Annotated in this window: 24 protein-coding genes; 14 read left to right on the plus strand and 10 right to left on the minus strand. The window is 73.6% G+C overall.

The genetic code is table 11. From position 1 onward, the window contains the following. The first annotated feature begins 96 nt into the window (after positions 1-96). Together ACE4Q9_RS31505 and ACE4Q9_RS31510 are read left to right on the plus strand one after the other, a co-directional pair. Positions 97-924 (plus strand): response regulator transcription factor, encoded by an 828-nt coding sequence (locus tag ACE4Q9_RS31505; protein ID WP_397987917.1) that lies wholly within the window; start codon positions 97-99, stop codon positions 922-924. Between the two features lie 2 nt (positions 925-926). After that, a complete protein-coding gene (locus tag ACE4Q9_RS31510; RefSeq protein WP_397987918.1) occupies positions 927-2,036 on the plus strand; it encodes a sensor histidine kinase in 1,110 nt (369 codons plus the stop codon). Between the two features lie 52 nt (positions 2,037-2,088). On the opposite strand, the gene ACE4Q9_RS31515 is transcribed toward ACE4Q9_RS31510, so the two are convergent. From ACE4Q9_RS31515 to ACE4Q9_RS31530, 4 genes are all read right to left on the minus strand, one after another. Further along, the gene (locus tag ACE4Q9_RS31515; protein ID WP_397987919.1) at positions 2,089-3,090 is read right to left on the minus strand and encodes an NAD-dependent epimerase/dehydratase family protein; all 1,002 of its coding nucleotides are present in this window, start codon (positions 3,088-3,090) and stop codon (positions 2,089-2,091) included. A 48-nt stretch (positions 3,091-3,138) separates the two neighbouring features. Beyond that, on the minus strand, positions 3,139-3,588 hold the full coding sequence (locus ACE4Q9_RS31520) for a hypothetical protein (RefSeq protein ID WP_397987920.1): 450 nt from the start codon (positions 3,586-3,588) through the stop codon (positions 3,139-3,141). A 55-nt stretch (positions 3,589-3,643) separates the two neighbouring features. Further along, entirely contained in the window at positions 3,644-6,526 is a 2,883-nt protein-coding gene (locus ACE4Q9_RS31525) for a lectin (RefSeq protein ID WP_397987921.1), read from the minus strand. A gap of 228 nt (positions 6,527-6,754) precedes the next feature. Continuing rightward, positions 6,755-8,404, minus strand: coding sequence for a penicillin-binding transpeptidase domain-containing protein (locus tag ACE4Q9_RS31530; protein WP_397987922.1), 1,650 nt, complete (start codon positions 8,402-8,404; stop codon positions 6,755-6,757). 181 nt (positions 8,405-8,585) lie between these two features. On the opposite strand from ACE4Q9_RS31530, the gene ACE4Q9_RS31535 reads away from it, so the two are divergent. Next, a complete protein-coding gene (locus ACE4Q9_RS31535) occupies positions 8,586-11,045 on the plus strand; it encodes a SpoIIE family protein phosphatase (RefSeq protein WP_397987923.1) in 2,460 nt (819 codons plus the stop codon). Between the two features lie 31 nt (positions 11,046-11,076). Here ACE4Q9_RS31535 and ACE4Q9_RS31540 read toward each other — a convergent pair whose 3' ends face one another. From ACE4Q9_RS31540 to ACE4Q9_RS31550, 3 genes are all read right to left on the minus strand, one after another. Next, a complete protein-coding gene (locus tag ACE4Q9_RS31540) occupies positions 11,077-12,165 on the minus strand; it encodes a PP2C family protein-serine/threonine phosphatase (protein ID WP_397988287.1) in 1,089 nt (362 codons plus the stop codon). A gap of 223 nt (positions 12,166-12,388) precedes the next feature. After that, positions 12,389-12,544 (minus strand): DUF6131 family protein, encoded by a 156-nt coding sequence (locus tag ACE4Q9_RS31545; protein WP_086807291.1) that lies wholly within the window; start codon positions 12,542-12,544, stop codon positions 12,389-12,391. A gap of 199 nt (positions 12,545-12,743) precedes the next feature. Further along, entirely contained in the window at positions 12,744-13,313 is a 570-nt protein-coding gene (locus ACE4Q9_RS31550; RefSeq protein ID WP_397987924.1) for a TetR/AcrR family transcriptional regulator, read from the minus strand. 286 nt (positions 13,314-13,599) lie between these two features. Here ACE4Q9_RS31550 and ACE4Q9_RS31555 point away from each other — a divergent pair, with 286 nt between their 5' ends. The 6 genes from ACE4Q9_RS31555 (at position 13,600) to ACE4Q9_RS31580 (ending at position 20,825) form a co-directional block, all read left to right on the plus strand. Further along, entirely contained in the window at positions 13,600-14,172 is a 573-nt protein-coding gene (locus ACE4Q9_RS31555) for a (2Fe-2S)-binding protein (protein ID WP_397987925.1), read from the plus strand. Beyond that, on the plus strand, positions 14,169-15,161 hold the full coding sequence (locus ACE4Q9_RS31560) for an FAD binding domain-containing protein (RefSeq protein WP_397987926.1): 993 nt from the start codon (positions 14,169-14,171) through the stop codon (positions 15,159-15,161). The genes ACE4Q9_RS31555 and ACE4Q9_RS31560 overlap by 4 nt, the downstream gene beginning before the upstream one ends. Next, positions 15,158-17,293, plus strand: coding sequence for a xanthine dehydrogenase family protein molybdopterin-binding subunit (locus ACE4Q9_RS31565; protein ID WP_397987927.1), 2,136 nt, complete (start codon positions 15,158-15,160; stop codon positions 17,291-17,293). Before ACE4Q9_RS31560 ends, ACE4Q9_RS31565 begins: the two co-directional genes overlap by 4 nt. Next, positions 17,286-18,425: an XdhC family protein gene (locus ACE4Q9_RS31570; protein WP_397987928.1), complete on the plus strand. Its 1,140-nt coding sequence runs from the start codon at positions 17,286-17,288 to the stop codon at positions 18,423-18,425. Before ACE4Q9_RS31565 ends, ACE4Q9_RS31570 begins: the two co-directional genes overlap by 8 nt. A 78-nt stretch (positions 18,426-18,503) precedes the next feature. Further along, the gene (locus ACE4Q9_RS31575) at positions 18,504-19,790 is read left to right on the plus strand and encodes an FAD-dependent oxidoreductase (RefSeq protein WP_397987929.1); all 1,287 of its coding nucleotides are present in this window, start codon (positions 18,504-18,506) and stop codon (positions 19,788-19,790) included. A 78-nt stretch (positions 19,791-19,868) separates the two neighbouring features. After that, complete coding sequence (locus ACE4Q9_RS31580) at positions 19,869-20,825, plus strand: hypothetical protein (protein ID WP_397987930.1); 957 nt, start codon at positions 19,869-19,871, stop codon at positions 20,823-20,825. On the opposite strand, the gene rpmG is transcribed toward ACE4Q9_RS31580, so the two are convergent. Then, positions 20,779-20,943, minus strand: a complete 165-nt coding sequence (gene rpmG / locus ACE4Q9_RS31585) for a 50S ribosomal protein L33 (RefSeq protein WP_397987931.1) — start codon at positions 20,941-20,943, stop codon at positions 20,779-20,781. The two genes, ACE4Q9_RS31580 and rpmG, sit on opposite strands and share 47 nt — an antisense overlap. 222 nt (positions 20,944-21,165) lie before the next feature. Here rpmG and ACE4Q9_RS31590 point away from each other — a divergent pair, with 222 nt between their 5' ends. Together ACE4Q9_RS31590 and ACE4Q9_RS31595 are read left to right on the plus strand one after the other, a co-directional pair. Then, positions 21,166-21,423 carry a DUF6400 family protein gene (locus ACE4Q9_RS31590; protein WP_397987932.1) on the plus strand — a complete coding sequence of 86 codons (258 nt, stop codon included), beginning with the start codon at positions 21,166-21,168 and terminating at the stop codon, positions 21,421-21,423. Further along, the gene (locus ACE4Q9_RS31595; RefSeq protein ID WP_397987933.1) at positions 21,410-21,658 is read left to right on the plus strand and encodes a hypothetical protein; all 249 of its coding nucleotides are present in this window, start codon (positions 21,410-21,412) and stop codon (positions 21,656-21,658) included. Before ACE4Q9_RS31590 ends, ACE4Q9_RS31595 begins: the two co-directional genes overlap by 14 nt. Before the next feature lie 27 nt (positions 21,659-21,685). Here ACE4Q9_RS31595 and ACE4Q9_RS31600 read toward each other — a convergent pair whose 3' ends face one another. After that, entirely contained in the window at positions 21,686-22,492 is an 807-nt protein-coding gene (locus ACE4Q9_RS31600; RefSeq protein ID WP_397987934.1) for an SGNH/GDSL hydrolase family protein, read from the minus strand. Positions 22,493-22,820: 328 nt separating this feature from the next. Between ACE4Q9_RS31600 and rox the strand changes: the two genes are divergently transcribed. Then, the gene (gene rox, locus ACE4Q9_RS31605; protein ID WP_397987935.1) at positions 22,821-24,254 is read left to right on the plus strand and encodes a rifampin monooxygenase; all 1,434 of its coding nucleotides are present in this window, start codon (positions 22,821-22,823) and stop codon (positions 24,252-24,254) included. A 552-nt stretch (positions 24,255-24,806) separates the two neighbouring features. On the opposite strand, the gene ACE4Q9_RS31610 is transcribed toward rox, so the two are convergent. After that, complete coding sequence (locus ACE4Q9_RS31610) at positions 24,807-25,736, minus strand: SDR family oxidoreductase (protein WP_397987936.1); 930 nt, start codon at positions 25,734-25,736, stop codon at positions 24,807-24,809. An 86-nt stretch (positions 25,737-25,822) separates the two neighbouring features. Between ACE4Q9_RS31610 and ACE4Q9_RS31615 the strand changes: the two genes are divergently transcribed. Beyond that, the gene (locus ACE4Q9_RS31615; protein WP_397987937.1) at positions 25,823-26,410 is read left to right on the plus strand and encodes a TetR/AcrR family transcriptional regulator; all 588 of its coding nucleotides are present in this window, start codon (positions 25,823-25,825) and stop codon (positions 26,408-26,410) included. 103 nt (positions 26,411-26,513) lie between these two features. Continuing rightward, positions 26,514-26,825: a hypothetical protein gene (locus ACE4Q9_RS31620; protein ID WP_397987938.1), complete on the plus strand. Its 312-nt coding sequence runs from the start codon at positions 26,514-26,516 to the stop codon at positions 26,823-26,825. Positions 26,826-26,840 lie beyond the last annotated feature (15 nt).

Here is a 26,840-nt window from a genome sequence, read left to right on the forward strand (position 1 = left end):
CGCGAACCGGGCATAACGGACTGTCGGTCCTTACGAAACGCGGACACCGCACCCGCCGCCGCGCCCGCTCGCCGCGGGCGGTGGGACGCTTGGGGCATGCGAGCGCAGTACGGGCCCGACCGGGCCCCCACCACGGACGACGACCTGGTACGAGGCACGGACGACCCGGTACGCGACAGGGGCGACCGGGTACGCGGCACGGACGACCAGGCGCGAGAGCGGGACCGGGAGGCAGCCCGCGCCCGGATCCTGGTCGTGGACGACGACCCCACCGTCTCCGAGGTCGTCGCCGGATACCTGGACCGCGCCGGCTACACCGTCGACCGCGCCGACGACGGCCCCACCGCGCTCGGCCGCACCCGTGACCGGTGGCCCGATCTCGTCGTCCTCGACCTGATGCTGCCCGGCATGGACGGCCTGGAGGTGTGCCGGCGGCTGCGGGAACAGGGGCCCGTGCCCGTCATCATGCTCACCGCCCGCGGCGACGAGGAGGACCGGATCCTGGGCCTGGAGATCGGCGCCGACGACTACGTCACCAAGCCCTTCAGCCCCCGCGAACTCGTGCTCCGGGTGGAGTCGGTGCTGCGCCGCAGCCGCCCCGCCGCCACCGGGCACCGGCTGGCCGCCGCCGGTCTCGCGCTCGACCCCGAGGCCCGCCGTGCCACCAAGGACGGCCGTGAACTCACCCTCACCCTCCGGGAGTTCGACCTGCTCGCCTTCTTCCTGCGCCACCCCGGCCGGGCCTTCGCCCGCGAGGACCTGATGCGCGAGGTCTGGGGCTGGGACTTCGGCGACCTGTCCACCGTCACGGTCCATGTCCGCCGGCTGCGCGGCAAGGTCGAGGACGACCCCGCCCGGCCCCGGCTGATCCGGACCGTCTGGGGCGTCGGCTACCGCTTCGAGCCGGACGGCGCGGAGGACTGACCGTGCGCGACATCCTCCTCATCGCCCTGTACGCCTTCGCCGCGGCGGCCGCCACCGGTCTCGCCGGGGCGGGCGTGCTGCGGCTGATCCGGCGGCGTTCACTCACCGCCTCCCTCACCGTCGTCGCCGCCGTCGGGGTCCTCGCCATGCTGGCCGGGACCCTCGCCGTCGCCTGGGCGATGTTCCTGTCTCCGCACGACCTGACCGCCGTCACCACCGTCGTCGCCATGGCAGCCGTCGTCTCCCTGGCCACCGCGCTGCTGCTGGGCCGCTGGGTGGTCGCCCGCAGCCGCGAACCCGCCGACGCCGCACGCTCCTTCGGGGACGGCGGTGCCTTCGCCGCGCCCGGCGGACCCGCGACCGCCGAACTGGAGGAACTCAGCCGTGAGTTGGCCGCCACCAGTGCCCGGCTCGCGGAATCCCGCGAGCGCGAGCGGGCGTTGGAGACGTCCCGCCGGGAACTGGTCGCCTGGATCTCGCACGATCTGCGCACTCCGCTCGCCGGACTGCGCGCCATGGCGGAGGCCCTGGAGGACGGGGTGGCCGCCGACCCCGACCGCTATCTGCGGCAGATCCGTGCCGAGGTGGAACGCCTGGACGGCATGGTCGGCGACCTCTTCGAACTCTCCCGCATCCACTCGGGCACCCTCTCCCTGAGCCTCGCCCGGATGTCCCTGTACGACCTGGTCGGCGACGCGCTGGCCGGCGCCGATCCGCTGGCCCGCGAGCACGGGGTGCGGCTGGTGGGGGAGGGCGTCGCGCCCGTGCCGGTGGAGGTGGACGGCCGGGAGATGAGCCGGGTGCTGGGCAACCTGCTGGTCAACGCCATCCGCCGGACGCCCGCCGACGGCACGGTCGCCGTCGCGGCCGAACACACCGACGAGGGCGTGATGCTGTCCGTCACCGACGGCTGCGGCGGCATCCCGGAGGAGGACCTGCCGCGTGTCTTCGACACCGGATGGCGCGGTACCGACGCCCGGACACCCCCCGCGGGCGCGGGCCTCGGCCTCGCCATCGTGCGCGGCATCGTGGAGGCCCACCGGGGCCGGGCCACCGTCCGCAACATCCCCGGCGGCTGCCGCTTCGAGGTGACCCTGCCCGCCGCCCGCTAAGTCCCGCGACCCCCGCCAAGGTCCTCAGAGAGCGGCTCCGGGCTCCGGGAGATCAGTCCTCCCGGAGCCCGGCCCGCGCGAACTCCCGTACCCCGTCCGCGAATCCGACCCGTGGCCGCCAACCCAGCGCGGCCCGCAGCCGGGACGAGTCGGCGGTGATGTGCCGTACGTCCCCCAGCCGGTACTCCCCGGTGACCACCGGTGCCGGGCCGCCGCACGCCTCGGCGAGCGCCCGCGCCAGTTCGCCGACGGTACGGGGCTCACCGCTGCCCGTGTTGTACACCGTGAGGGCGCCCGGCGCGCACTGGGCCTCCAGCGCGGCCACGTTCGCCGCCGCCACGTCCCGGACGTGCACGAAGTCCCGCCGCTGGCCGCCGTCCTCGAAGACCCGCGGAGCCTGACCGCGGGCGAGGGCGGAGCGGAAGAAGGAGGCGACCCCGGCGTAGGGGGTGTCGCGGGGCATCCGCGGCCCGTACACGTTGTGGTAGCGCAGGGAGACCGCCGTGCCGCCGGCGGCACGGGCCCAGGCGGCGGCCAGATGTTCCTGGGTGAGCTTGGTCGCCGCGTACACATTGCGGGGATCGGCCGGGGCGTCCTCCCCGACAAGACCCGGTGACAGCTCGGCCCCGCACGCCGGGCAGCGCGGCTCGAACCGGCCCGCGTCGAGGTCGGCCACGGCGCGCGGGCCCGGCCGTACGACACCGTGGTCCGGGCAGGTGTAGCGGCCCTCGCCGTAGACCACCATGGACCCGGCGAGGACCAGGTGCCGCACGCCCGCCTTCGCCATCGCGGTGAGCAGCACGGCCGTACCCAGATCGTTGCGTGAGACGTACTCGGGGGCGTCCGCGACGCCGTTGCCGAGACCGACCATCGCCGCCTGATGGCACACGGCGTCCACCCCGGCCAGCGCGGCCGTCACCGCCCGCGCGTCCCGCACATCCGCGCCGGGGTCCGCCCGGACGTCGTACACCACCGGCTCGTGCCCGCGCGCCCGCAGCGCCTCGACGATGTGGGAACCGATGAACCCGGCGCCGCCGGTGACAAGTACACGCATACGGGCCACGCTAGACGGGGCCCGCGCCGCGCCTCGGGAAAACGCGGGTCATGTCACGACTCCGTAAGGCGTGCCGGTGCTCAGCCGATGCAGAGCACCAGCACGCAGAGCTGTTCCGGCGAGGTCGACGGGGGGCGGAGCTGCCGGTGGTGGGGGAGGGGGTGCCGGTGGGCGGGTCGTGACGGCTTGCCGTACGGGGCTCGTGCCGTCCGGCGTCCGGGTCGCCGGGGTGGAGTGCCGGGCCGGGGGCGTGCCGGGCGGGGCCGACGGGACGGGGGCCTGGTCGGGCGCCTCGTCCTGTGGTGCGGTGCCCGTGGCCCCGTCGTCCAGCGGCGTGGCCGCCTGCGCGCGGTCGGCGGTGTGCCGGTCCAGTGCGGCGAGGGTCAGCCCGCCGCCGACGAGGGCGACGGCGGTGGCGACCACCGCCCGGCGCCCGCTGGGGATCGGCAGATGCCGGACGGGGCGATGTCCGGGGCGTAGGCGCCGCAGCCGGGGCACACCGGTGTGTCACTCCTCGCGGATTCTCCGCCGGTCGTGCGGCCTCCTGAGCCGGTCAGGCTCCCGAGCCGAAGCCCAGCGCGAACACATGCAGGCCACCGCCGCCGACATCGGAGGGCAGCCGGACGCTGCGCACCGTCCTGCCCGGAGCGAGGGCGGCCGGCGCCGTGGCGAAGACGTCCGTGGTGACGTTCTCGGGCGCGGCCTTGGCATGGTTGCGGTAGGAGGTCGTGACCGCGAGGGTGGTGCCGGGCAGCGGGGTGGCGCGTCCGGCGTTCAGCGTCCAGTCGGAGAAGCCGACGGGCACCGTCTGGGTCGTGCCGTCGGTGTAGGTGACGAGCGCCGTGCCCGAGGAGGGGCCGTTGTTCGCCGCGCCCAGGAAGGACAGCGTGCCCGAACCGCGCACGCGCAGCGTCTGGCCGTTCGCCAGGTAGTTGTCGGCCGTGGCGGGCGCCTGCCTCGGCCAGGTGAAGGTGGTCCCGCCGACCGTGAGCCGGGCGCCCGGAGTGACGCCCGCGGCGGCGAGGGCGGCGGCCGAGTAGCTGTGGCCCGCGCCGTCGAAGTCGGCCGAGTCGGCCGCGGTGTCGGCGGAGGTGCCGACGTCGGTGTAGCCCTCGACGCCGGGATAGGAGCGCGGGGCCGCCGAACTTCCGGACGCCCAGGCCGGGTTGGGGGCGGTGTCCAGGGTGAAGGCGAGGGTGCCGCCGGTGGTGAGGGCGCCCGCGGGGGCGTACGCCTTGTTCCAGGCCGCACCGCGCCAGGTGGCCGAGCGTACGTACGGGGCGTCGTCCGCGGCGCCCTTGCCGTCGATGGTGAGGGTACGGCCGGACGGGAGGGTGACCTGGGCGCGCGGGAACAGGGGGCTGCCGAGGGCGAGATCGGCGGTGCCAGGCGTCTCGGGGTACATCCCGAGCGCGGACCACACGTACCACGAACTCATCTCGCCCAGGTCGTCGTTGCCCGCGAGACCGGCCGGGCCGTCGGTCCAGATCTGGTCCTGGACCTGCCGCACCACCTGCTGGGTGCGGTAGGGCAGGCCGATGTAGTCGTACTCCCACGGGATGTTGAGGCTCGGCTCGTTGCCGAGATTGGTGTACCCGCCGGCGCCGGTCAGCGAGGACAGGTCGGTGTCCAGGAACTTCGCCAGCGCCGCGTCACCGCCCATAGCGGTGGCCAGTCCGTGCACGTCGAACGGCACCATCGGCGTGTACTGCCAGGAGTCGCCCTCCACGAAGGACGCCCCGGAGGTCGGCGAGAACCCCGCCGTCCAGGTGCCCGAGGCGTCGCGCGGCTGGAGGAAGCCGGTGCCGTAGTGGAACAGGTTGCGCCAGTCGCGCGCGCGGTTCACGAACCGGCGCTGGTCGGCGCGGTCGCCGAGGGAGCCGGCGAGCGCGGAGACCGCGAAGTCGGCCGCGCCGTACTCCAGGGTGGTGGAGACGGGCCCGTAGGCGTTGCAGCAGCCGTAGCTGCCGTTCCGGGGCAGCCGGCCGAGCTGCTCCAGATGGGCGAGGCCGGGCCGGTTGTCGTTGGCGGCGGTGGCCTCGTGGATCACCCCGCGCAGGGCCTCGGCGGCGTCGAAGTGCCGGGCGCCGAAGGCGTAGTACCCGGCGATCATCCCGTCCGCCGGGTCGCCGACCATGACATGCGTCTCGCCGTTGTTCTCCGACCACTTGGGGAACAGGCCGGTCTGGCGGTAGTCGTCCAGCATCGACTGCGCGGTGTCGGCGGCGGTCCCCGGCGCGAGCAGCGCCTCCAGCTGGGCCTGGGAGCGGTAGACGTCCCAGCCCGAGTAGTTGGCGTAGGCCGCGCCGTGCCCCGGGTCCACGGTGTGCACGGTGTCGTCGAAGCCCGGATAGCGGCGGTCGCTGTCGCTGATCACGTTCGGGTGCAGCAGGGAGTGGTAGAGCGCGGTGTAGAAGACCGTCCGCCGGCTCGGTGTGCCCCCGGCGATCCGCACCCGGCCGAGCAGCGCGTTCCAGTCCCGGTGCGCCGCGTCGCGCACCCGGTCGAGGTCCCAGCCGGGGTTCTCGACGCGGCGGTTGCGCACGGCGCCGGCCACCGAGACGTACGACAGGCCCACCTTGGCCTGGACCGTGCGGTGCGCGGTGGTGTCGAAGGTGACGTAGCCGTCGCTCCCGGTCGCGGCCGGCGTGAAGGTGCGCCCGGAGTGCGGCAGCCGGCCGTGCGGCACCGGCCTGTTGGGGGTCTCGGGGGCGTTGGGCGGGGCGACGGTCGTGGGGGCGGCGGGCGCGGCGGTGACCGGTACCGTGCCGCTCGCGGTGAACGGCCGGTCGAAGACCATGTCGAAGTAGACGGTGTACGCGTTGTGCATCCCGCAGAAGTTGCCGCTGGTGACCTGCCCGCTCACCTCGTCGTCGCCCACGACGTCGAACTTCACGTCCGAGTCGCCCGCCTGACTGCCCATCAGCTTGAACAGCAGGTTCGCCCGGTCCGTCGCGGGAAACGTGAACCGCGCCATGCCGCTGCGGGTGGTCGCGGTCAGCTCCGTGCGCACCCCGTTGTCCAGGTCGACGGCGTACGAACCGGGGGAGGCGGACTCGGCCGTGTGCGAGAAGCCGGCCGTGGCCCCGGTGTCGAGCGCTCCGGTGGTCGGCAGCACCGGGATGTCACCGGCGGCGCGGCAGCCGGGCCCCGCGATATGGGTCAGGCTGAAGCCGGTGATCGCCGAGTCGCCGTACGCGTAACCGCCGCCGTAGGGCCGGTGGGGGGTGTCGGGGCTCCACTGGACCATCCCGAAGGGGGCGTCGGCGCCGGGGAAGTCGTCGGCCGCGTTGGCCGTCCCGATGAACGGGTCCACCAGGGCGGCCGGGTCGCTGACCGGGGCCGGTGCCTCCGGCGCGGCATGGGCCGGAGCGGCCCCGAGCGCCACCAGCAGGGCGCCGGCGGCGAGCAGTCCCCGTCCTCTCGGTCGTGCCATGGCGACCAGGTCCCTTCGTCGGCAGGCCGGACAGCCCGAAGCGGATGGCTTCACGAGACGCAACGAGACACATGACAACGTTGTTCCGGTGGGGCGGCGGTCAACACGCCGTACGTCCGGGAACGTTGAGCCTTCCGGCCCCAGGGTGTCAAGCACGGGCCCACCGGAATCGGCCGAGATCGCGGAGGGCTCCCGGCCCGGTGGACCCCACCGGGCCGGGAGCGCCGCTCAGTCGGTCGTCAGCAGGCGTCGTACGACATAGCCGGCGGAGTCCACGCCGGAGGTGCCGCCCTCGACCAGGGCCGCGACCGCGATGTGCGCGTTGTACGCGGTCAGCCAGCCGTTGGTGTGGTCGCCCTCCTCGGCGGTGCCGGTCTTGGCGCCGACCCCGGCGAGGCCGCTCAGCCGGGGTGCGGCGGTGCCACCGGTGGCGGCCGCGCGCATCATCGACCGGAGGTAGCCGGCCGTGCGGGGCGTGATGGGCCGCGGCGCGTTCGCCTGCGGCTGCCCCGGCACGATGATGGGCTGCCGGAAGGCACCGCCGCGCACGGTGGCCGCAACGGACGCCATGAACAGCGGGGTGGCCGAGACCCTGCCCTGCCCGATGAACTGGGCCGCCTGGTCACCGCCCTGCGCGTCCTCCGGAATGCGCGGGTCGGTGGTGGCGACGCCGCCGCCGATGGACCAGCTGCCCATGCCGAAGACGTTCACGGCCTCGTCGTGCAGGGCGGAGGCGTCACCGTCGTGCACCAGGTAGTGGAAGCCGTCCTTGATGAAGGAGGTGTTGCAGGACACGGCGAAGGCCTGCGCCAGGTTGGACCCCGGATCCGCCTTCACGCCGGGGTCGTTGTGGAACAGCTGGCTGTTGGCCATCAGGGAGTCGGTGCACGGCGCCGGGCTGGCCGGGGTCAGGCCCGCCTTGTCGAACAGGGCCGCCGAGGTGATGATCTTCATGGTGGAGCCGGGGGACTTGATGCCGTTGATGGCGATGTCCCCGTCCGTGCCCGTGTGCGCGACCGCCAGGATGTGCCCGTTGCTCCAGTCGACGGCCACCGACCCCGCGGGCCTGCCCCCGAGGTGCGGATCCTTTACCGCCTGCTCCGCCGCCGTCTGGAGCCGGGCGTCGATCGTGGTCCTGATGACCGGCGCGGTGCCCTTCTTGAAGGTCTTCAGCGTCTTCACGCCCACCCCGTCGGAGTCCACGACGGCCACACCGGTGCCGGGACGGCCGCCGGTGGCCTTGCCGTTCTGCCGGATCGTCGTCGCGATGTCCCGCAGCGAGTCGAACCCCGACAGGTCCGTCCTGCCGTCGGCGGCCACCACCTTCGCGTCGCTCGCTCCCGCGGGCAGCGTGCCCGCGGTCAGTGACTGGTCGTCCCCGAGGCCCGGATACAGCACCGAGTTGTTCCAGTGCACCGCCATCGCGCCGTTGTCGCTCTTGCGCACGGCCACCGCGCTGGGGTAGCTCCAACTCCCGCCCGCCACCTGCGCGGTGACGGTGAAGGTGACCTTGGTGGCCCCGGCGGTCGCGCTCGACGGACCGGCCGCGGAAACGTTGTCGAACGTCACCTGCTTCAGGCGCAGGCCGTCCTTGTACTGCCGCAGCGCCGGGGCCGCCGCGTCCGGCGCGTCGGTCTCACCGGCCGCGCCGCCCACGTTCTGCCCGGACCAGTGGTCCAGGAACGACCGGGCCAGCCTCACCGCCTCGGTCCCGGAGGGCGGTGTGTCCGACGCCGCCGACGGGTCGAAGCCCGCGTCCTGCGTCCGGTCGGCCGTACCACCGGTCAGCCCGTGCAGGAGGTTGTAGGTGCCTATTCCCCCCAGAACGAGCAGCGCGGTGGACGTACCGGCTATGCCGATCTTCACAGCTCTGTTCATGCGCTGGATCGTATGTACGTTCCATGAAGTGACGAGGTGACTACGGCGGGATCGTTACCGGAATGTCAATACGGACCGCTCAAAAATCCGGAGTGACGGGACCGGACGGGGCCCCGGCGGCGCCACCGCCCCCGGCCCTCGGACGATTAAACCGGTCGATACTGGTGTAAAAGTGAGACTGATGGAACCATCGCGCACGAACGGCACGGCAGCCGCGTCCGCGGGGTCGGCGGACCTCTTCGACGCGTCCACCGACGCGGCCGCGGTGATCGCCGAGGACGGTGCGGTGGTCGGCTGGACCCGCGGCGCCGAGGCACTGCTCGGCTACTCCGCGACGGAGATGGTCGGAGTTCCGGCCGGCCGCCTGCTCGCCGTGCCCGAGGACCCCGCACGCGTCGGCGGCATCGCGGCGCGCTGCCGGGACGGAAACGGCTGGAGCGGCACGGTCCGGGTCCGGCACCGCGACGGCCACCCGCTCGACCTCCTGCTGCGCGTCTCGGCCGCCTTCCGCATGGGCGGCCAGAACTGCTTCCTGATGTCGGCGCGCGAGGAGCGTGAGCGGTGGACGGTGGCCCAGTCCGTCCTCGACGGCTTCCTCACCCGCTCACCGGTCGGCATGGCCGTCCTGGACCGCGAACTGCGCTACGTATGGCTGAACGGCACGCTGGAACGCCTCGGTGGGGTACCCCGCGAGGAGCGTATCGGCCGGCGCCTGAGCGAACTGCTGCCCGGGTTGCAGGCGGAGGCCCTGGAAAAGCTGATGCGCAAGGTGCTCGCCACCGGCGTGCCCGTCACCGACTACGAGTACCACGGCTGGAGCTGGGCCGACCCGCACCGCGGACACGCCTACTCGACCTCCTTCTTCCCCCTCGCGGACGCCGACGGCACCGCCACCGGGATCTGCTACATGGTCCTCGACGTCACCGAACGCTGGGCCGCCCGTCGCATCCTGTCGATGGTCAACGAGGCGGGCACCAGCATCGGCACCACCCTCGACGTGCTGCGCACGGCCGAGGAACTGGCCGACTTCGCCGTCCCGCGCTTCGCCGACTTCGCGGTCGTGGACCTGCTCGAACCCGTGCTCGGCGGCGAGACGCCTGAGAGCCTGCTCGACGACGCAGCAACCGCGCCCGCCCGGCCCATGCTGCGCCGCGCCGCCCTGCGCTCGGTGCGCGAGGGCTGCCCGGAGGCCGTCTACCGGGTCGGCGACCGCGTCGGCTTCCTCGGCCCGCCGCACGACGCCAGAACGCTCGTCAAGGGCGAACCGCTGTTCATCCCGGTCCTCGACGCGCGACAGGGACCCTGGGCCACCGCCGAGCCGCTGCGGGCCGACCGCATCCGCGCGTTCGGCATGCACTCGCTGATCTCCGTGCCCATGCGGGCCCGCGACACCACCCTCGGCGTCGCCACCTTCGCCCGCACCACCAACCCGTCCCCCTTCGACCCCGACGACGTGCTGCTGGCCCGCGAACTCGTGGCGCGCGCGGCGGTCTGCCTGGACAACGCCCGCCGCTACACCAGGGAGCACACGGCCGCCCTCACCCTCCAGCGCAGCCTGCTGCCCCCGGCGCTGACCGGCGGGACCGCGCTGGACGTGGCCTCCTCCTACCGCCCCGCCGACTCGGCCGGCGGCGTCGGCGGCGACTGGTTCGACGTGATCCCGCTGTCCGGGGCGCGGGTCGGGCTCGTCATCGGGGACGTGGTGGGCCACGGCATCAGCGCCGCCGCGAGCATGGGCCGGCTGCGCACCGCCGTACAGACCCTCGCCGACATGGAGCTGCCCCCGGACGAACTGCTCGCCCATCTGGACGACCTCGTGCTGCGGCTGAGCGGCGAGGAGAGCTTCTGCGGCGCCGATGTCCGGGGCGCGGCGGCCTTCACCGGCGCGACCTGCCTCTACGCCGTGTACGACCCCGTCACCCGGCGGTGCACCATGGCTCGCGCCGGCCACCCGCCACCCGTCGTCGTCCCTCCGGACGGCCCCGCCTACTTCCCGCAGATCCCCGCGGGGCCGCCGCTGGGCCTCGGCGGCATGGCCTTCGAGGCGGCGGAGATCGAACTGGCCGAACACAGCCTGTTCGGCCTGTTCACCAACGGTCTCATCCAGGCATCCGACGACGTCGAACGCGGCTTGACCCGGCTCGCCGAGGCACTCGCCCGGCCCCAGCCGGACCTCGGGACGCTGTGCGCCGCCGCCGTACGCGATCTCGTCCCCGGCCCCCAGCCCGACGACATCGCGCTCCTGCTGACCCGCACCCACGCGCTCGGCGCGGACCACGCCGTCTCCTGGGAAGTCCCCGACGACCCGGCCGCCGTCGGCGAGATCCGCACCCTGGCCGCCCGCCAGGTCACCGACTGGGGCCTCGGTGAACTGGCCATGACGACGGAACTCCTGGTGAGCGAGCTGGTCACCAACGCCATCCGCTATGCCGCCGGGCCCATCAGCGTCCGCCTCCTCCGCGACTCCCGGCTGACCTGCGAGGTCGCCGACGCCAGCAGCACCGCGCCCCGCCTTAGGCACGCCCGCAGCACCGACGAGGGCGGCCGCGGACTGTTCCTCGTCGCCCAGCTCTCGCTGCGCTGGGGCGCCCGCTACACCGGCGACGGCAAGATCATCTGGGCCGAGCAGGAGATCCCCTAGGGGTCGGATGGCTCGGCTAGGGCTGGTGCGGCTAGTGCGCGGCGTGGATTCCGTCGTCGGCGAGCAGGCATGCCGCGAGGGCCGCCGTGTCGTCCTGGAGGCTGTCGCCGCTGTACGCCAGCAGATCGTGGTGCAGCCGCTCCAGCAGCTCGTGCGGGGGCAGCGGGCCGAAGGAGTGCAGGCGCTGCACCAGGGGGTAGAAGGTGCCGGACGCGTTCCTGGTCTCCGTCACACCGTCCGTGTACAGCAGCAGTTGCTCGCCGGGCTCGAAGGGGTAGCTGTCGACGTGGTGCGGCTCCGGAAGCAGCACCCCGAGGTTGAGCGGGGGACCGGAGCAGCCGCGATCGAGTTCCCGTACCTCGTCGGCGCGGATCAGCAGCGGCGGCGGATGCCCGCAGTTGACGACGCGGATGACCTGGCCGTCGGCGGGGATCTCGGCGAAGACCGCGGTGACGAACCGCTCGCCCGTCTCGCTGCCGCCGAGGTGCTCGGCCCGGCGGGTCATGCTGCGCTCCATGCGGTGGGCCAGCGCGGCGAGATCGGGCTCGTCGTGCGCGGCCTCGCGGAACGCGCCGAGCAGCGCCGCGGCCGTCTCCACCGCGAGCAGTCCCTTGCCGCGCACGTCACCGATGAGCAGCCGTACACCGAAGGCGGTGGGGACCGCCTCGTAGAGGTCGCCGCCGATGCGCGCCTCGGCGGCGGCGGACAGATAGAGGCTCTCCAGGAGGAGGTTGCCGATCCGCTGCGGCAGCGGCCGCAGCAGCACCCGCTGCGCGATGTCGGCCACGAACCGCACGTCGGCCAGGGTACGTTCGCGGCGGATGCGGTGGGCGGCCAGGATCGTGCCGAGGGCGCCCACCAGCGCGGTGCAGACGTAGTCGGCGACGTAATGGCGGTCCCACAGGTAGCCGACCGGACGGCCCGCACAGCAGGGCGTGCCGGCCAGGATCCCCTCCATGACGACGGCGAAGACCGTGGCGCCCGCGACCGCGCGCGGCCCGTGGGCGAAGGCGGTCACCAGCGGGAGGGCGACCAGCAGAAAGCTCACGGGCCAGTCGACGGGCGTGATCGGTTCGAGGATGAGTACGGCTGCGACGTAGAGCACCGGAAGCCAGCGCATCCACCCCGGAGGCGCCGGCGGTCCGGTCCGCGTGGCGGCACCGACCTCCGGCTGGCGACGTGGACTGCGCACACGGGACTCCTGTCACACGGGCTGGACGAGCATCCAGCCTGGTGCGCGGGTCCACGCCGCACCGGTCATTGCTCCAGTCAGCGGCATGTTCCGGTTTCCGGAGGCCATCGGGCCGTGCCGGGGAACCGGGGTGCCCGGCCGGGGGAACGGTTCACCAGTAGTGCCGGCGGCCGGCGACCGCGTGCCCCATCGACCCGAGGATCCACAGCACCGCGCCGACCACCAGAAGGATGATCCCGATGGTCCACAGAATGGATATCCCGGTGAGGAATCCGACGATGAGCAAGATGATGCCGAGGGCGATCATGGCCCGCCTCCTGTCGACGAATGTTCCTGGTGACCGGGTGCCCCGAACTACGCCGAGTCATCATCCGGGACGCGAAAATCTGAGCGGGTTCCGACGGCCGGGCCCTGCTCTCCCGCCGGGCCGTGCTCTCCCGCCGGGCCGTGCTCTCCCGCCGGGCCGTGCTCTCCCGCCGGGCCGTGAGCGCGACGGCACCCGGCGTTCAGTTCCCGGGCGCGCCCCGGAGCAGGCCGTCCATCACCAGGTCCAGGAGCCGGGTGGCGCGCGGTCGCCAGTCCTCGCGGGGGTCGAGCTGCCACAGCCCGGCGATGGCGAGCATGAAGTCGTCCGCGGTGACGCCGGGCCGGATGGTGCCGGCCTCCTCGTTGGCCCGCAGCAGGAGCGCGGCCGCGTCGGTCACCGGGGTGTGCGCGGGCTTGGCCGGGCCGCCCGGCGCGCCGGTGACCTGCCGGATCGCGGCGGCCAGACCGGCCTTGGCCATGGCGAACTCGGAGAGCCGGTCCATCCAGGCGCGCAGGGCCTGCGCGGGCGGCCGGGTCTGGAGCAGCCGGGCCGCGCTCTGCGCGACCTGCCCCATCTCGTGGCGGTAGATCTCCAGGACCAGCGCCTCGCGGTTGGGGAAGTTGCGGTAGAAGGTCCCCTGGCCGACGCCCGCCTTGCGGGCGATGGCGCTCAACGGGACGTCCGGGCAGCGCGACAGCTCGGTGAGGGCCACCTCCAGGATGCGCTCCCGGTTGCGCTGCGCGTCCGAGCGCCGTGGTGAGTCCTTCATGTGCGGCACTCGTCCTCTCCGAGGGTCGTGGCCGAACCTCGCCCTTGCTAAGCGGACAAGTGTCCGTTACGTTTTCAAGGTAACGGACACTTGTCCGGTTGACTCCACGATAGCCGCGGAACCGCCACCATGGCAGCCGTCAGGCCGCCGCCCCCCACCACGGCGATCCGCACCGGCCCGCTACGGCCGTTCCCGGCCCCTGTACTCCACGGCTCCGCATACCAACGGCTCGGCATACAACGGCTCTGCACCCCATGTGTTCTCTGGAAATGCGAAAGAAGCTGCCATGGCCCCCTCGACGTCCAGTGTCATCACCCTGCACATCAACGGCGAGAAGTTCACACTGCCCGTCGACCACCGCACCACCCTGCTCGACGCCCTGCGTGAACGCCTCACCCTGACCGGCACCAAGAAGGGCTGCGATCAAGGGCAATGCGGGGCCTGCACCGTCCTGCTGGACGGGCGCAGAACGCTCGCCTGTCTGCAACTCGCCGTGGCGGCCGAGGGGCGGGAGATCACCACGATCGAAGGCGTCGCCGAGGGGGGCCGGCTGCACCCCGTGCAGCAGGCGTTCCTCGAACTCGACGGCTACCAGTGCGGCTACTGCACGCCCGGACAGATCTGCTCGGCGATCGGGATGCTCCGGGAACACGCCGAGGGCCTGCCGAGCGCCGTCACCGACGATATCCGGCCGGAGGCGGGGCCACCCCCGCTGACCGCCGAGGAGATCCGGGAGCGCATGAGCGGCAACCTGTGCCGGTGCGGCGCCTATGTCGCCATCGTCGAGGCGGTGGCCAGGGCGGCGGCGGACGGCGAGCGCGCGGGCGCCGCGACCGGGTCCGAGGAGGTCGTGGCATGAGGGAGTTCGACTACCGGCGGGCCGCCGACGTGGCGGGCGCCGTCGCCCTGCTCGGCGCCGACCCGGACACCCGCTACCTCGGCGGCGGCACCAACCTCGTGGACCTGATGAAGACGGGCGTCGAACGCCCCACCCGACTGGTCGACATCCGCGAACTCCCGCTGGACGGGATCGAGTCGACGCCGGACGGCGGCCTGCGCATCGGCGCCACCGTCACCAACGCCGACCTCGCCGCCCACCCCGAGGTGCGCCGCCGCTACCCGGCGCTTGCCCAGGCGGTGCTGGCCGGTGCCTCCGGACAGCTGCGCAACATGGCGACGGTCGGCGGGAATCTGCTCCAGCGCACCCGCTGCGGCTACTTCACCGATGTCGCCCAGCCCTGCAACAAGCGCATTCCGGGCAGCGGTTGCCCCGCCGTCGAGGGCGAGCACCACAACCACGCGATCCTCGGTGCCTCCGAGCACTGCGTGGCCGTACACCCCTCCGACATGGCCGTCCCGCTCGCCGCCTTCGACGCCGTCGTCCACTATGAAACCGCCGACGGGCCGGGCGAGTTGCCGCTCGCGGAGTTCTACCTCCCGGTCGGCGACACCCCGCACCGGGAGACCGCCCTGCCGGCCGGCGCGCTGATCACCGGCGTCGTCCTGCCGCCCGCGCCGGTCGCGGCCCGCTCCCGCTACCGCAAGGTGCGCGAGCGCGCCTCGTACGCGTTCGCCATCGGCTCCCTCGCGGCTGCCCTCGACGTCCGCGACGGCGTCGTGCACGAGGCGCGCCTCGCTTTCGGCGCGGTCGCCTCCCGGCCCTGGCGTGCCCTGGCCGCCGAAGAGGCGCTGACCGGGGCGCCCGCCGCGCCCGAGACCTACGCCGCCGCGGCGGACGCCGAACTGGCCGCGGCCCGGCCGCTGCCGCACAACGGATACAAGGTGACCCTCATGCGCAACCTCGTCGTGGCCGTGCTCACCGAACTCGCCGAGGAGGCCACCCGATGACCACCGTCACCGACACCGGGACGGCCACCCGCACGCCGTCCGTCGGCACCGCCCGCACCCGCGTGGAGGGCATCGAGAAGGTCACCGGCGCCGCCCGGTACGCGGGCGAGATCCCCTTCGCCGACCTCGCCCACGGCTGGCTGGCCCTCTCCACGGTCGCCCGCGGCCGCATCAGCGCCCTCGACACCGACGCGGTGCTCGCCATGCCCGGCGTCCTCGCGGTCCTCGACCACCGCAACGCCGTGCGCCTGAACACCGAGTTCGGCAGTCTGCTGGGCATGCGGCCGGACCCGACCTGCGCCGTCTTCCAGCACGACCGGGTGCCGCACCTGGGCTGGCCGGTGGCGCTCGTCGTGGCCGAGACCTCCGAACAGGCACGGGAGGCCGCCGAGTCGCTCGTGGTGCACTACGAACCGGAGCCGCACGCAACGGAGTTCACCGCGGAGCACCCCGACGCCTATCCGGTGGACGGGGTCATGCCCGCGGTGACGGAGAAGGGCGACATCGAGTCCGAACTCGCCGCCTCCGCAGTGGCGCTGGACGCCGAGTACACCACCCCCGAGGAACATCACAACCCGATGGAGCCGCACGCGGCCACCGCCCACTGGGAGGACGGCCGCCTGGAGGTCTTCGACTCCAACCAGGGCGCCAACTGGGTGGTGGGCGACCTCGCCAACCTGTTCTCGCTGGACCCCGCCAGCGTGCGGGTGCGCTCCGAACACGTCGGCGGCGGCTTCGGCAGCAAGGGCGTGCGCGCCCACCAGGTGGCCGCCGTGATGGCCGCGAGCGTGCTGCGGCGGCCCGTGCGCGTGGTCATGACGCGCCGTCAGATGTTCACGCTGGCCGGCCACCGCAGCCCCACCGTCCAGCGGGTCAGGCTCGGCGCCGACGCCGGCGGCCGGCTGCGCGCCCTGGAGCACCGCGCTCTCAGCCACACCTCCACCGTCTACGAGTTCGTGGAACCGAGCGCCGGGGTCGCGCGGGTGATGTACGACGCGGACGCCCACCGCACCGAGAACCGCGTGGTGCGGCTCGACGTGCCGAGTCCGACCTTCATGCGCGCTCCGGGCGAGGCGCCGGGGTCCTTCGCCCTGGAGTCCGCGCTGGACGAACTCGCCGAGAAGTGCGGGCTCGACCCGGTGGAACTGCGGCTGCGCAACGACGCCGAGCGGGGGCCGGTCTCCGGCCTGCCGTTCGCCGGCCGGCGGCTGGCCGACTGCTTCCGCGAGGGCGCCCGCAGGTTCGGCTGGGCCGACCGCGACCCGCGACCGGGAGTCCGCCGGGACGGGCGCTGGCTGCTGGGCACCGGCACCGCGGCGGCCTCCTTCCATGTGGGCGCGGGACCCTCCACCGCGACCGCGACCGCCCACCCGGACGGCACCTTCACCGTCCGGATCGCCGCGGCCGACATCGGCACCGGGGCCCGTACGGCCCTCACGCTGGTCGCAGCGGACGCGCTGCACACCGCGCCCGAACGGGTCCGGGTCCGCATCGGCGACAGCGCCTTCGGGCCGGCGATGATCGCCGGCGGCTCGATGGGCACCCGCTCCTGGTCCTGGGCGGTCAAGCTCGCGGCCGAGGAACTGCGCGAGCGGCTCGCCCTGGGCGCCGACATCCCGGCCGAGGGCATCACCGTCCGCTCGGACACCACCGCGGCCATCGGCGCGCTCGCCGCCGCCGAACGGCACTCCTTCGGCGCCCAGTTCGCCGAGGTGGCCGTGGACGTCAGCACCGGCGAGGTGCGCGTGCGCCGCATGCTGGGCATCTTCGCGGCGGGCCGGATCATCAACCCGCTCACCGCCCGCAACCAGTTCCTCGGCGGCATGGTCTGGGGCATCTCCATGGCCCTGCACGAGGAGGCGCTGCGCGACCGCGCCTCGGGCGGCCTCGTCGGCGCCGACCTCGCCGGCTACCACGTCGCCAGCCACGCCGACGTCCCGCGCCTCGAGGCCGACTGGATCGAGGACGACGACCCGGACGACCCGGTCGGCGTCAAGGGCATCGGCGAGATCGGCGTCGTGGGCGCCGCGGCCGCCGTCGCCAACGCCGTCTGGCACGCGGCCGGCACCCGCCAGCGCCACCTGCCGATCAGCCCGGAACGGGTCCTCGCCGCGGGGGCGCCGGATGCTTGACCTGGCCGCCGAGCTGACGCAATGGCTGAACGAGGGGCGGGAGTTCGCCGTCGCCACCGTGGTGTCGGTGGGCGGCAGCGCCCCGCGCGAGCCCGGCGCCGCCCTCGCCGTCGACCGCGCGGGCGCCGTCATCGGCTCGGTCTCCGGCGGTTGTGTCGAGGGCGCGGTCTACGACCTGTGCCGGCAGGCGCTGGAGAGCGGGCGGAGCGTCGTCGAGCGGTTCGGGTACAGCGACGAGGACGCCTTCGCCGTGGGGCTGACCTGCGGCGGGGTGATCGATGTCCTGGTCGCTCCGGTGGGCGAGGGCGCACCCGTGCGGCCGGTCCTCGCCGCGGCCCTCGGGCTCGCCGCCCGCGGCGAACCCGCGGCCCTCCTCCGGGTCGCCCGCGGCCCGGAGGACCTGCTGGGCCGGGCCCTGCTGGTGCGGCCCGACGGCGCGCACGAGGGCACGCTCGGTGGGCACGCGGACCTCGACCGGACGGCGGCGGCCGAGGCGGGCGCCCTGCTGGAGGCGGGCCGCACCGGCACGGTGGAGGTCGCCGCGGACGGCTCGCACTGCCCCGGCGGTCTCACCCTGCTGGTGGAGTCCGACGTACCGCCCCCGCGCATGATCATCTTCGGGGCGGTGGACTTCGCCGCGGCGCTGGCCAGAGCCGGAAAGTTCCTCGGCCACCATGTGACCGTCTGCGACGCCCGCCCCGTCTTCGCCACCCCGGCCCGCTTCCCCGACGCCGACGAGGTGGTGGTCGACTGGCCGCACCGCTATCTGCGGCGCACCGCGACCGACGCGCGGACCGTGCTGTGCGTGCTCACCCACGACGCGAAGTTCGACGTGCCGCTGCTCAAGGTGGCCCTCGGCATGCCGGTGGCGTTCGTCGGCGCGATGGGCTCGCGGCGCACCCACGAGGACCGGGCTCGGCGGCTGCGCGCGGAGGGCGTGAGCGAGCGCCAACTGGGCCGGCTGCGCTCGCCCATCGGCCTCGACCTGGGCGCCCGCACGCCCGAGGAGACCGCCCTGTCCATCGCGGCGGAGATCGTCGCCGCCCGGCGGGGCGGCACCGGGGCCCCGCTGACCGGCGGCCGGGCGCCGATCCACCGGGACCGGCCGCCCGCCGTGGCGGCGGGCGTATGAGACGGGGACGGTGGGTACACAGGGAATGAGGTTTTCATCGAACGGTGAATTGCTGCTCCGGCGAAGGGCGGGACCGGCATGGACACGGCAGGCACCGGCAGCGCGGTCGAGCGGACCACGTGCTGTGTGGTGGGCGGCGGCCCCGCGGGCATGGTGCTCGCCCTGCTGCTGGCCCGCTCCGGCGTCGAGGTGACGGTGCTGGAGAAACACGCCGACTTCTTGCGCGACTTCCGTGGCGACACCGTCCACCCGTCCACCCTGGCGCTGCTGGACGACCTGGGCCTGGCCGAGCGGTTCGCCCGGCTGCCGCAGCGCCGGGTGCGCACCGTGCGGCTGCCGGTCGACCCCGGCCGTCCGGAGGTCACCGTCGCCGACCTGTCCGTACTGCGCGGCCCCTACAACTACGTGGCGATGGTGCCCCAGTGGGACCTCCTCGACCTGCTGGCCGACGAGGCCCGCCGCGAACCCTCCTTCCAGCTGCGGATGAACACGGAGGCCACCGGCTTCCTGACCGAGGCGGGACGGGTGACCGGCGTGCGCTACCGCACCGCCGACGGCCGCACCGGCGAACTGCGCGCCCTGCTCACCGTCGCCTGCGACGGCCGCGGCTCGCTCGCCCGCGCCCGGCCCGAGCTGGGCCCGCGCTCCTTCGCCTGCCCGATGGACGCCTGGTGGTTCCGGCTGCCGCGCCGCACCGGCGATCCGAGCGGGCTGGTCGGTGGCGCGGGCGACCGCTTCCTCACCGCGATGATCGACCGCGGCGAGTACTGGCAGTGCGCCGCGCTCATCCCCAAGGGCACCGACGGCAGCCGCCGCGCAGCCGGACTCGACCGGTTCCGGGCCCAGTTCACCGCCGCCGTGCCCTGGCTCGCCGACCGCACCGACGCCCTGCGCTCCTGGGACGAGGTCAAGCTCCTCGACGTACGCCTGGACCGGCTGCGCCGCTGGTACCGCCCCGGACTGCTGTGCATCGGCGACGCGGCCCACGCCATGTCCCCGGTCTTCGGCATCGGCATCAACCTCGCGGTCCAGGACGCCGTGGCCACCGCCCGCCATCTCGCCCGCCCGCTGCGCCGGGGCGCCGTGAGCGAGCGAGAACTGCGCGCGGTGCAGCGCCGTCGCCGGCCCACCACGGTCGCCACCCAGACGCTCCAGCGGCTGGCCCATGCCCGGCTCATCCGCCCCGTGCTGGAGGGGTGGCCACCGCTCGGCGACGCGGACCGGGCCCGGCGCGTCGCCCATCTGCTCGCCGGATCACGGCGGTTGCGCAGGCTTCCCGCCTACTTCATCGCGTACGGCGCCCTGCGCGAGCGGCCACCCGCGGCGGCGATCCGGACAGGCGACGCCGAGCGGACACACAGGTAACCGCGGGTAAGCGGGGTAATCCATAACGATCTTGGCGCAGCCCTTGTGCAAGGGACGAACACCCCTAGCCTCCCCCCCATGGCTTTCCTTTCAAGTCGCCGCAGGAGAACCCGTCTGGCTCCCGAGCTGGACGATCAGGAGCTGGGCAGACTTCTCAAGTCCCTGCGGGCGACCACCCGGACGGGGACGATCGCGACGACCGACCTGTGCGCGGCGCAGATCACCCGCCTGCTCGATCAGGACCAGGGCGACTGGGACCGCCGTACCCACCGCATCGGTGTGCTGGCGGACTTCCTGACCGCGTCGCACCTGCCACGCTCCTGGGCCGCGCGCGAGCCCCGCAGTGCCGACGCGCTCGTGCTGCACGCCTGGACCATGGTGGCCGACGCCCGCGCCCAGGGCCGCCCGGAGGCCGCCTCCGAGGCCACCGACCTGTGTCTGCGGGCCGCCGAGACAGTCCCCGACGACCCCACCCCCTGGGTCGTGCTGCTGGAAGTCGCCCGCCTCCAACGCTGGGCGCAGCCCCAGGCGTTCGGCGTCTGGAACGAGGTGCTCGCCCGCGACCGCTGGAACCGCGAGGCCTACCTCGCCATGCTCGGCTACCTCAGCCCCGAGGAGGGCGGCTCGCGCATCCAGGTCCTGGAGTTCGTGGACACGCTGTGCGCCCGCATGCCCGCGAACGCCCCCTGCGCCGGCGTCGAACTCACCGCCCAGGTCCTCCAGTACCACTCCGTCCTCGGCCGGGGCGGCTTCGAGGCCCTGGTGGCCCGCAACCACTGGTCCCACGCCATGGCCGCCCAGGCCCTCGACCGCGTGGCCCACACCTGGCCCCAGGCGGGATTCCTCCGCCACGCCAGGGCGCTCGCCGACCTCAACCTGCTCGCCTACGCCCTGATGGCCGCCGACCGGCGCCGCGACGCCGCCCCCGTCTTCGAGGCCCTGGGCGGCATCGTCACGTCCTGGCCCTGGAACACCGGCGGCGACGCCCTCACCGAGTTCGACCAGGCGCAGCGCAGGGCGACCGTCGGCTTGTGAACTTGCGCAGGACGAGCCGGTCGGGGTGGTTGAGGCGGTTCTTGCGCGTCACATAGGTGACGCCGGTCCCGGCCGTCGACTTCAGCCTGACGACGGGACGCGCGGTGCTGCGTGCCATGGGGTGCCTTTCCGCCCGGCCCTCACTCCCAGAGGCCCGCTGATCCCTACGGGGGCGACCCCCGCGATCCCGGAGGTCCGCTGACCGGTATTCCCGATGGCCCACCGGCCCGGTTCCGCGAGCGGCGGCACCGGGCCGGTCGCCGTGGGGCGGCAGCGGCCTGCTGTGATGTCCCCCACCCACCCTTGTCGTGGCGGGGAAGGGCTCCCTAAGTTCGTATGTATGTCCGCTTATGACCCCGCTCCGTCCGGCCGGCCGGTCGAGTTCTCCGTCGACCTCACCGCCCACGAGATGCTCCGGCGCGCCCACGTCATGGACGCGGTCGGCCCCACCTGGGACCCCGTCACGGCGCTGCGGGACGAGGACGCGGCGCGGGACCTGCTCTACTCGGACCTCGACGAGGAGCAGCAGCGCATCTACGACGAGCTGGTGGCCGCCGGCGTCCTGCCCGAGCGCGGAGACGGCCGTGCTACCGCTTGACCCCCAAGCGGACATCGGTCGGCGCGCCTGGGTGACCTGCCCGAACTGTTCGGACCACCAGGGCTGCGCCACCTGCGGGGAACGCCGCAGGTGCACACGGCACTGGCGCTATCTGCTGTCGAACACCGGCAGCATGCTCCACCTCCAGTGCCCGACCTGCACCCACGTCTGGGACCACGAGACGGGCTTCGGCGCGAGCCGGGGCAGCCCGAACCGGGCCTCGGAGGACCGCTGACCTCGCCTGCCGCCGGGCGGGCGCGGTTCAGGCCGCGCGGCTGAAGAGGGGCAGGTAGCCGAGGGACTGCCCGGAGGCGTTGGGGTGGTACGACTCGGTGAGGTCCAGCACCTCGACGCTGCGCAGCCACGGCCCCGCGGAGCAGATCTCGTGCCCGTCGAACGCGCTCCGGGCGTCCGCGAACGCGAATCCGTGGCCGGTGGCATGCCGGGCGATCACGCCGTCGAGGTGGTCGATGGCCGCGTTGAGCGCCGCCCGCTCCTTGTCCTCAAGCCCCCGCGTGCAGGTGCCGTGGAGCTGGTAGAAGTGCGGGTAGCCGAGCACCACGACGCGGGCGGCCGGCGCCTTGCTCCTGATCGTCGAGTAGAGCCGGTCCAGGTTCCCGGGCAGCGTCTTGTCGACGTAGGCGCGCGCGGTGTCGATGGCGCTCAGGCACGCGGTGGTGCCGGGCAGCGCGCAGATCCCCATCACCTTGGCCCAGCTCGCGTCACTGCCGCCGACGGTGACGCTGACCAGGTTGGTACGGCCGCTCAGCGACCCGAGCTGCTTGGCCAGCACATCGCCGGTCCTGGCGCCGTTGCAGGCGGCGAACGCGAACGACGAGGCGTGCGCCGCGGCCCACAGGGCGGGGTAGGCCCGGCGGCTGCGCAGACAGCTCGCGCCGTCGGGGAGGTAGTCCCCGGCGCCGACGCCGGCCGAGTAGGAGTCCCCGAGCGCCACGTAGTCCAGGGTCGCCCGGTTCGGTGCCGCCGGTGCGCTGGCCGGGCCGGCCAGGGTGCAGGCGCCCGCGAGGAGCACGGCGGCGGCCCAGGACTGGATGCGGAACGGTCTCATGCCCCCGTTTATCGCGGAGCCGCGACACCCCCGCCTCGTCACGGTCCGCGACCTTGACAATCCACTCCGTCAATGCGCCCGGGGCGGGGACTCGGGCTGGAGGGCAGCGAGGCGTGGGACCGTCGGCCCGCAGCCCGCCCGGAATTCACCCGAAAGGACGCCACCCGTACGGCCGAGCGGAAACAGAAAAGGCAAGGAGACGTACTCCTTGCCACTCTCAACTTATAGCGGGTGGGGGGCCTTGCGGCAAGGCCCCTCCCATGCCGCACAATCTCCGCTCTGGACGGCGAACCGCAGGTGGGACGCCTGCTGTGGGTGAGGGAGTTCCATGATTGACGTGATCATCGCGGGCGGCGGACCGACCGGTCTGATGCTGGCCGCCGAGCTGCGGCTGCACGGCGTCCACGCCGTCGTGCTGGAGAAGGAGGCAGAGCCCACCCAAATCGTCCGGGCGCTCGGGCTGCACGCGCGCAGCATCGAGGTGCTGGACCAGCGCGGCCTGCTGGAACGCTTCCTCGCCCAGGGCAAGCGGTACCCGCTCGGCGGCTTCTTCGCGGGCATCCGCAAGCCGTCGCCGACGGGCCTGGACACCGCGCACGCGTACGTCCTCGGCATCCCGCAGCCCACCACAGAGCGCCTGCTGGCCGAGCGCGCCACGGAACTGGGCACCGAGATCCGCCGGGGCCGCGAACTGGTCGCCCTGAGCCAGGACGAGGACGGGGTGACCGCCGCACTGGCGGACGGCACCCGGCTGCGCTCGCGCTACCTCGTCGGCTGCGACGGCGGCCGCAGTACGGTGCGCAAGCTGCTCGGTATCGCCTTCCCCGGGGAGTCCTCCCGCGTGGACACGCTGCTCGGCGAGGCACGGCTGACCGCCTCGCCGGAAGAGGTGGACGCCGTGGTGACCGAGGTCCGCAAGACCCAGCTCCGGTTCGGCGTCGGACCGCTCCAGGACGGCGCGTACCGCTTCGTCGTACCGGCCGAGGGCGTGGCCGAGGACCGCACGGCCCCGCCGACCCTGGACGAGGTACGGCTGCGACTGCGGGCCGTCGCCGGCACCGACTTCGGCATCCACGCGCCGCGCTGGCTCTCCCGCTTCGGCGACGGCACCCGGCAGGCCGAGCGTTACCGGGCCGGCCGCGTCCTGTTGGCCGGCGACGCCGCCCACGTCCACCCGCCGATGGGCGGACAGGGCCTCAACCTCGGCGTCCAGGACGCCTTCAACCTCGGCTGGAAACTGGCCGCCGAGCTCGCCGGCTGGGCCCCCGAGGGGCTGCTCGACACCTACGAGCGCGAACGCCACCCCGTCGCCGCCGACGTGCTCGACAACACCCGCGCCCAGATGGAACTGGTCTCCCTCGAACCCGGAGCGCGGGCGGTGCGCAGGCTGCTGACGGAACTGATGGACATCGAGGAGGTGAACCGCCGCCTGACCGAGAAGATCATCGCGACCGGCATCCGCTACGACTTCGGCGACGGCCACGAACTCCTCGGGCGCCGCCTCCCGGACCTGCCACTGAAGCAGGGACGCCTGTACGAGCTGCTGCACCAGGGCCGCGGCCTGCTGCTCGACCGGACCGGCCGGCTGTCGGTGACCGGCTGGGCGGACCGGATCGACCACGTCGTCGACGGCAGCGACGAACTGGACGTCCCCGCCGTGCTCCTGCGGCCCGACGGCCATGTGGCCTGGGCGGGCGAGGACCCGTCCGACCTCGCCGAACGACTGCCGACGTGGTTCGGCGCCCCCGCCTCACGCCGTTAGGAGGCCCGGCCCTACGCGCGCTCGGGAGTGCGGGGCCTCGTCCGCCGGTGGATGGCGCCGCGCGGAGCGCCGCAGGGCGAGGAGGGCGCGGCTCTCGGTGTGCACGGACTTGCCCACCAACTCGACGTCCATCACTCGCACATGCGGATCCGGGTCGCGGGTCAGGTGCCCCAGCGCAGGCCCGAGGACCCGGTCCGCTCCCGGCGCACAGGCGCCCCCCTCGCAGCGGACGCAGGCGAGGGCGTGGAACGCGGCGACCCTGGAGCCGGCGACAAGCCGCGCGGGCCGCCGGGTTCCGGCGCGGGGCCCGGCGCGGAAGGCGCCCGTCGCCCGCACACCCTGGCGCGGCAGCTCCCGGTTCGCCGCGACGGCCCGCTGCGGGTCACCCAGGCACGCGACGAGGGCGTCGCCGTTCGCACTGATGAAGCCGAGCCCGGAGCCAGTCTTGGCCCCCGGTCTTCGCCCCCCCGTAAAAGGGAATTCGCGAGGCGAGTCGAGGGGGGCGAGATGCGGCCCGCGTGGGTGCACATGCCCAGGGGGCCGCCCCCGGTGTCAGACGGTGCCGTCCTCGGCGGCCCGGAAGTAGTAACCCGCCTCCAGGTCGGCGAGGAGGGTCGGCCCGGTCGGGTCCCAGCCGAGCAGGGCGCGGGTGGCGGTGCTCGACGCGGGCGCGTCGAGGCCGACGAAGCCGCTCATCCAGCCGAAGTGCCCGGCCAGCTCCTCGGCCCCCACCGACACCGTCGGCAGCTTCAGCTGACGGCCGATCACCTCCGCGATCTCGCGGAGCGGCACGCCCTCCTCGGCGGCCCCGTGCAGCACGGTGCCGGCCGGGGCCTTCTCGACCGCGAGCCGGAACAGCCGCGCCGCGTCCAGCCGATGCACGGCCGGCCACCGGTTGGCGCCGTCACCGGGATAGCCGGAGACGCCCTTGTCCCGCGCGATGCCGACCAGGGCGGCGATGAAACCGTTGTCCCCGTCGCCATGGCAGGTGGGGGAGAGCCGCACCACGGACGAGCGCACACCGCGTTCCGCACACGCGAGCACGGCCTGCGCGGTGACCGCGCGGATCAGGACCGGCGAGTCGCCCTCGATCACCGGCATGTCCTGCTCCGTCGCCACCCGCCCCGGATTGAGCCCGGCCAGCCCGGAGGCGAGGACGAACGGGCGGTCGCTGCCGGCGAGCGCCTCGGTGAGCACGTCGACGGCCCTGCGGTCGGCCTCCGCCGCGCTCTGGAAGCCGCCGGAGAATGCCACGTCGTGCTTGAACGCGAGGTGGATCACGCCGTCCGAGTCGGCGGCCGCGGCGCGCAGGACGTCCAGGTCGTCCACGGCGCCGCGGACGACCTCGGCGCCGGCCTTGGTGAGCGCGTCGGCGGAGGCGTCGGAACGGGCCAGGCCGACGACCTGATGACCCGCGTCGATGAGTTCCGGTACGACGGCCGAGCCGATCCAGCCGGACGCCCCGGTCACGAAGATGCGCATGAGAGATCCCCAGACAGGTCGATGTCAGTTACTGACATCGACGCTAGCACTGATGTCAGTCGCTGTCATCGCGTAGGATTCGGGCCATGGGCAGATGGGAGCCGAACACGCGCGAGCGCCTTGCGAAGGCGGCGCTGGACCTGTACGGCGAGCGCGGGTACGAGCAGACCACCGTGGCGGAGATCGCCAGGACCGCGGGACTCACCGAGCGCACGTTCTTCCGGCACTACGCCGACAAGCGCGAGGTCCTGTTCTCCGGCGCCGTCGAACTGGAGCAGATGTTCACGCAGGCGGTCGCCGACGCCCCGCCCTCGGCCGCGCCGATCGACGCGATGGCGGCGGGCCTGGACGCGGTCTGCGCGGTGTTCGAGGAACGGCGCGACTTCGCCCGCAAGCGCCACGCCGTGATCTCGGCGACCGCGGAACTGCGTGAACGCGAACTGATCAAACTCGCCTCCTTGGCCGCCGCCCTCACCGGAACCCTCCGCCGCCGCGGCGTCCCGGAACCGGCCGCCAGTCTCACCGCGGAGACCGGCGTCGCAGTCTTCAAGGTGGCTTTCGAACGCTGGATCACCGCCGACGAGACGCGTCCGCTGGCTCTGCTGGCGCGGGAATCGCTCGACGATCTCAGGTCCGTGGCCATGGGCGGGAACGTTCCGATGAGTGAGGTGTGACCGGTGGGGTAGGCGCCCCCACCGGCCGGTCGAGCGGCAAAACAGGGCAGACCGCTACAGGATGCCCAGGGCTCGTCGCCGGCCGTACAGGAAGGAGAACGTCATGATCAAGCTGGTACGGCACGCGGGTACGGTCGGCGCCTCGGCGGCCCTGCTCGGCGGGGCTCTACTCGCCACTGCCGGGACCGCGGCGGCGGCTCCGCAGAACGCCGCACACCTCCCCGCCCGCACGACTGCGAGTCAGACCGGCGGCCACGTCTGCTCCGCGCAGCGTGGCACCCACCGGCTCGACCCCTGGATCGAGGGGCAGCTGGCGCAGTTCGTGCCCGCGGCGAAGCACCGGCTGGCCGTGTACGACCCGTGGGTGAAGGACCAGCTGGCCCGGTACGCGCCCGCCTCCTGCGGCCAGGGCTGACACCGGCTCCCCGCG

Source organism: Streptomyces sp. AM6-12 (genome assembly GCF_044327085.1).
GTDB lineage: Bacteria > Actinomycetota > Actinomycetes > Streptomycetales > Streptomycetaceae > Streptomyces.

Bases quoted from the DNA above. Each gene is read 5' to 3' on its own strand.
- ACE4Q9_RS31575 (WP_397987929.1), top strand. From the start codon at position 18,504: ATGGACACGGCAGGCACCGGCAGCGCGGTCGAGCGGACCACGTGCTGT.
- rox (WP_397987935.1), top strand. From the start codon at position 22,821: ATGATTGACGTGATCATCGCGGGCGGCGGACCGACCGGTCTGATGCTG.
- ACE4Q9_RS31570 (WP_397987928.1), top strand. From the start codon at position 17,286: ATGCTTGACCTGGCCGCCGAGCTGACGCAATGGCTGAACGAGGGGCGG.
- ACE4Q9_RS31555 (WP_397987925.1), top strand. From the start codon at position 13,600: ATGGCCCCCTCGACGTCCAGTGTCATCACCCTGCACATCAACGGCGAG.
- ACE4Q9_RS31600 (WP_397987934.1), bottom strand. From the start codon at position 22,492: ATGAGACCGTTCCGCATCCAGTCCTGGGCCGCCGCCGTGCTCCTCGCG.
- ACE4Q9_RS31550 (WP_397987924.1), bottom strand. From the start codon at position 13,313: ATGAAGGACTCACCACGGCGCTCGGACGCGCAGCGCAACCGGGAGCGC.
- ACE4Q9_RS31560 (WP_397987926.1), top strand. From the start codon at position 14,169: ATGAGGGAGTTCGACTACCGGCGGGCCGCCGACGTGGCGGGCGCCGTC.
- ACE4Q9_RS31535 (WP_397987923.1), top strand. From the start codon at position 8,586: ATGGAACCATCGCGCACGAACGGCACGGCAGCCGCGTCCGCGGGGTCG.
- rpmG (WP_397987931.1), bottom strand. From the start codon at position 20,943: ATGGCACGCAGCACCGCGCGTCCCGTCGTCAGGCTGAAGTCGACGGCC.
- ACE4Q9_RS31565 (WP_397987927.1), top strand. From the start codon at position 15,158: ATGACCACCGTCACCGACACCGGGACGGCCACCCGCACGCCGTCCGTC.
- ACE4Q9_RS31610 (WP_397987936.1), bottom strand. From the start codon at position 25,736: ATGCGCATCTTCGTGACCGGGGCGTCCGGCTGGATCGGCTCGGCCGTC.
- ACE4Q9_RS31505 (WP_397987917.1), top strand. From the start codon at position 97: ATGCGAGCGCAGTACGGGCCCGACCGGGCCCCCACCACGGACGACGAC.
- ACE4Q9_RS31615 (WP_397987937.1), top strand. From the start codon at position 25,823: ATGGGCAGATGGGAGCCGAACACGCGCGAGCGCCTTGCGAAGGCGGCG.
- ACE4Q9_RS31515 (WP_397987919.1), bottom strand. From the start codon at position 3,090: ATGCGTGTACTTGTCACCGGCGGCGCCGGGTTCATCGGTTCCCACATC.
- ACE4Q9_RS31540 (WP_397988287.1), bottom strand. From the start codon at position 12,165: ATGCGCTGGCTTCCGGTGCTCTACGTCGCAGCCGTACTCATCCTCGAA.
- ACE4Q9_RS31525 (WP_397987921.1), bottom strand. From the start codon at position 6,526: ATGGCACGACCGAGAGGACGGGGACTGCTCGCCGCCGGCGCCCTGCTG.
- ACE4Q9_RS31590 (WP_397987932.1), top strand. From the start codon at position 21,166: ATGTCCGCTTATGACCCCGCTCCGTCCGGCCGGCCGGTCGAGTTCTCC.
- ACE4Q9_RS31580 (WP_397987930.1), top strand. From the start codon at position 19,869: ATGGCTTTCCTTTCAAGTCGCCGCAGGAGAACCCGTCTGGCTCCCGAG.
- ACE4Q9_RS31620 (WP_397987938.1), top strand. From the start codon at position 26,514: ATGATCAAGCTGGTACGGCACGCGGGTACGGTCGGCGCCTCGGCGGCC.
- ACE4Q9_RS31545 (WP_086807291.1), bottom strand. From the start codon at position 12,544: ATGATCGCCCTCGGCATCATCTTGCTCATCGTCGGATTCCTCACCGGG.
- ACE4Q9_RS31530 (WP_397987922.1), bottom strand. From the start codon at position 8,404: ATGAACAGAGCTGTGAAGATCGGCATAGCCGGTACGTCCACCGCGCTG.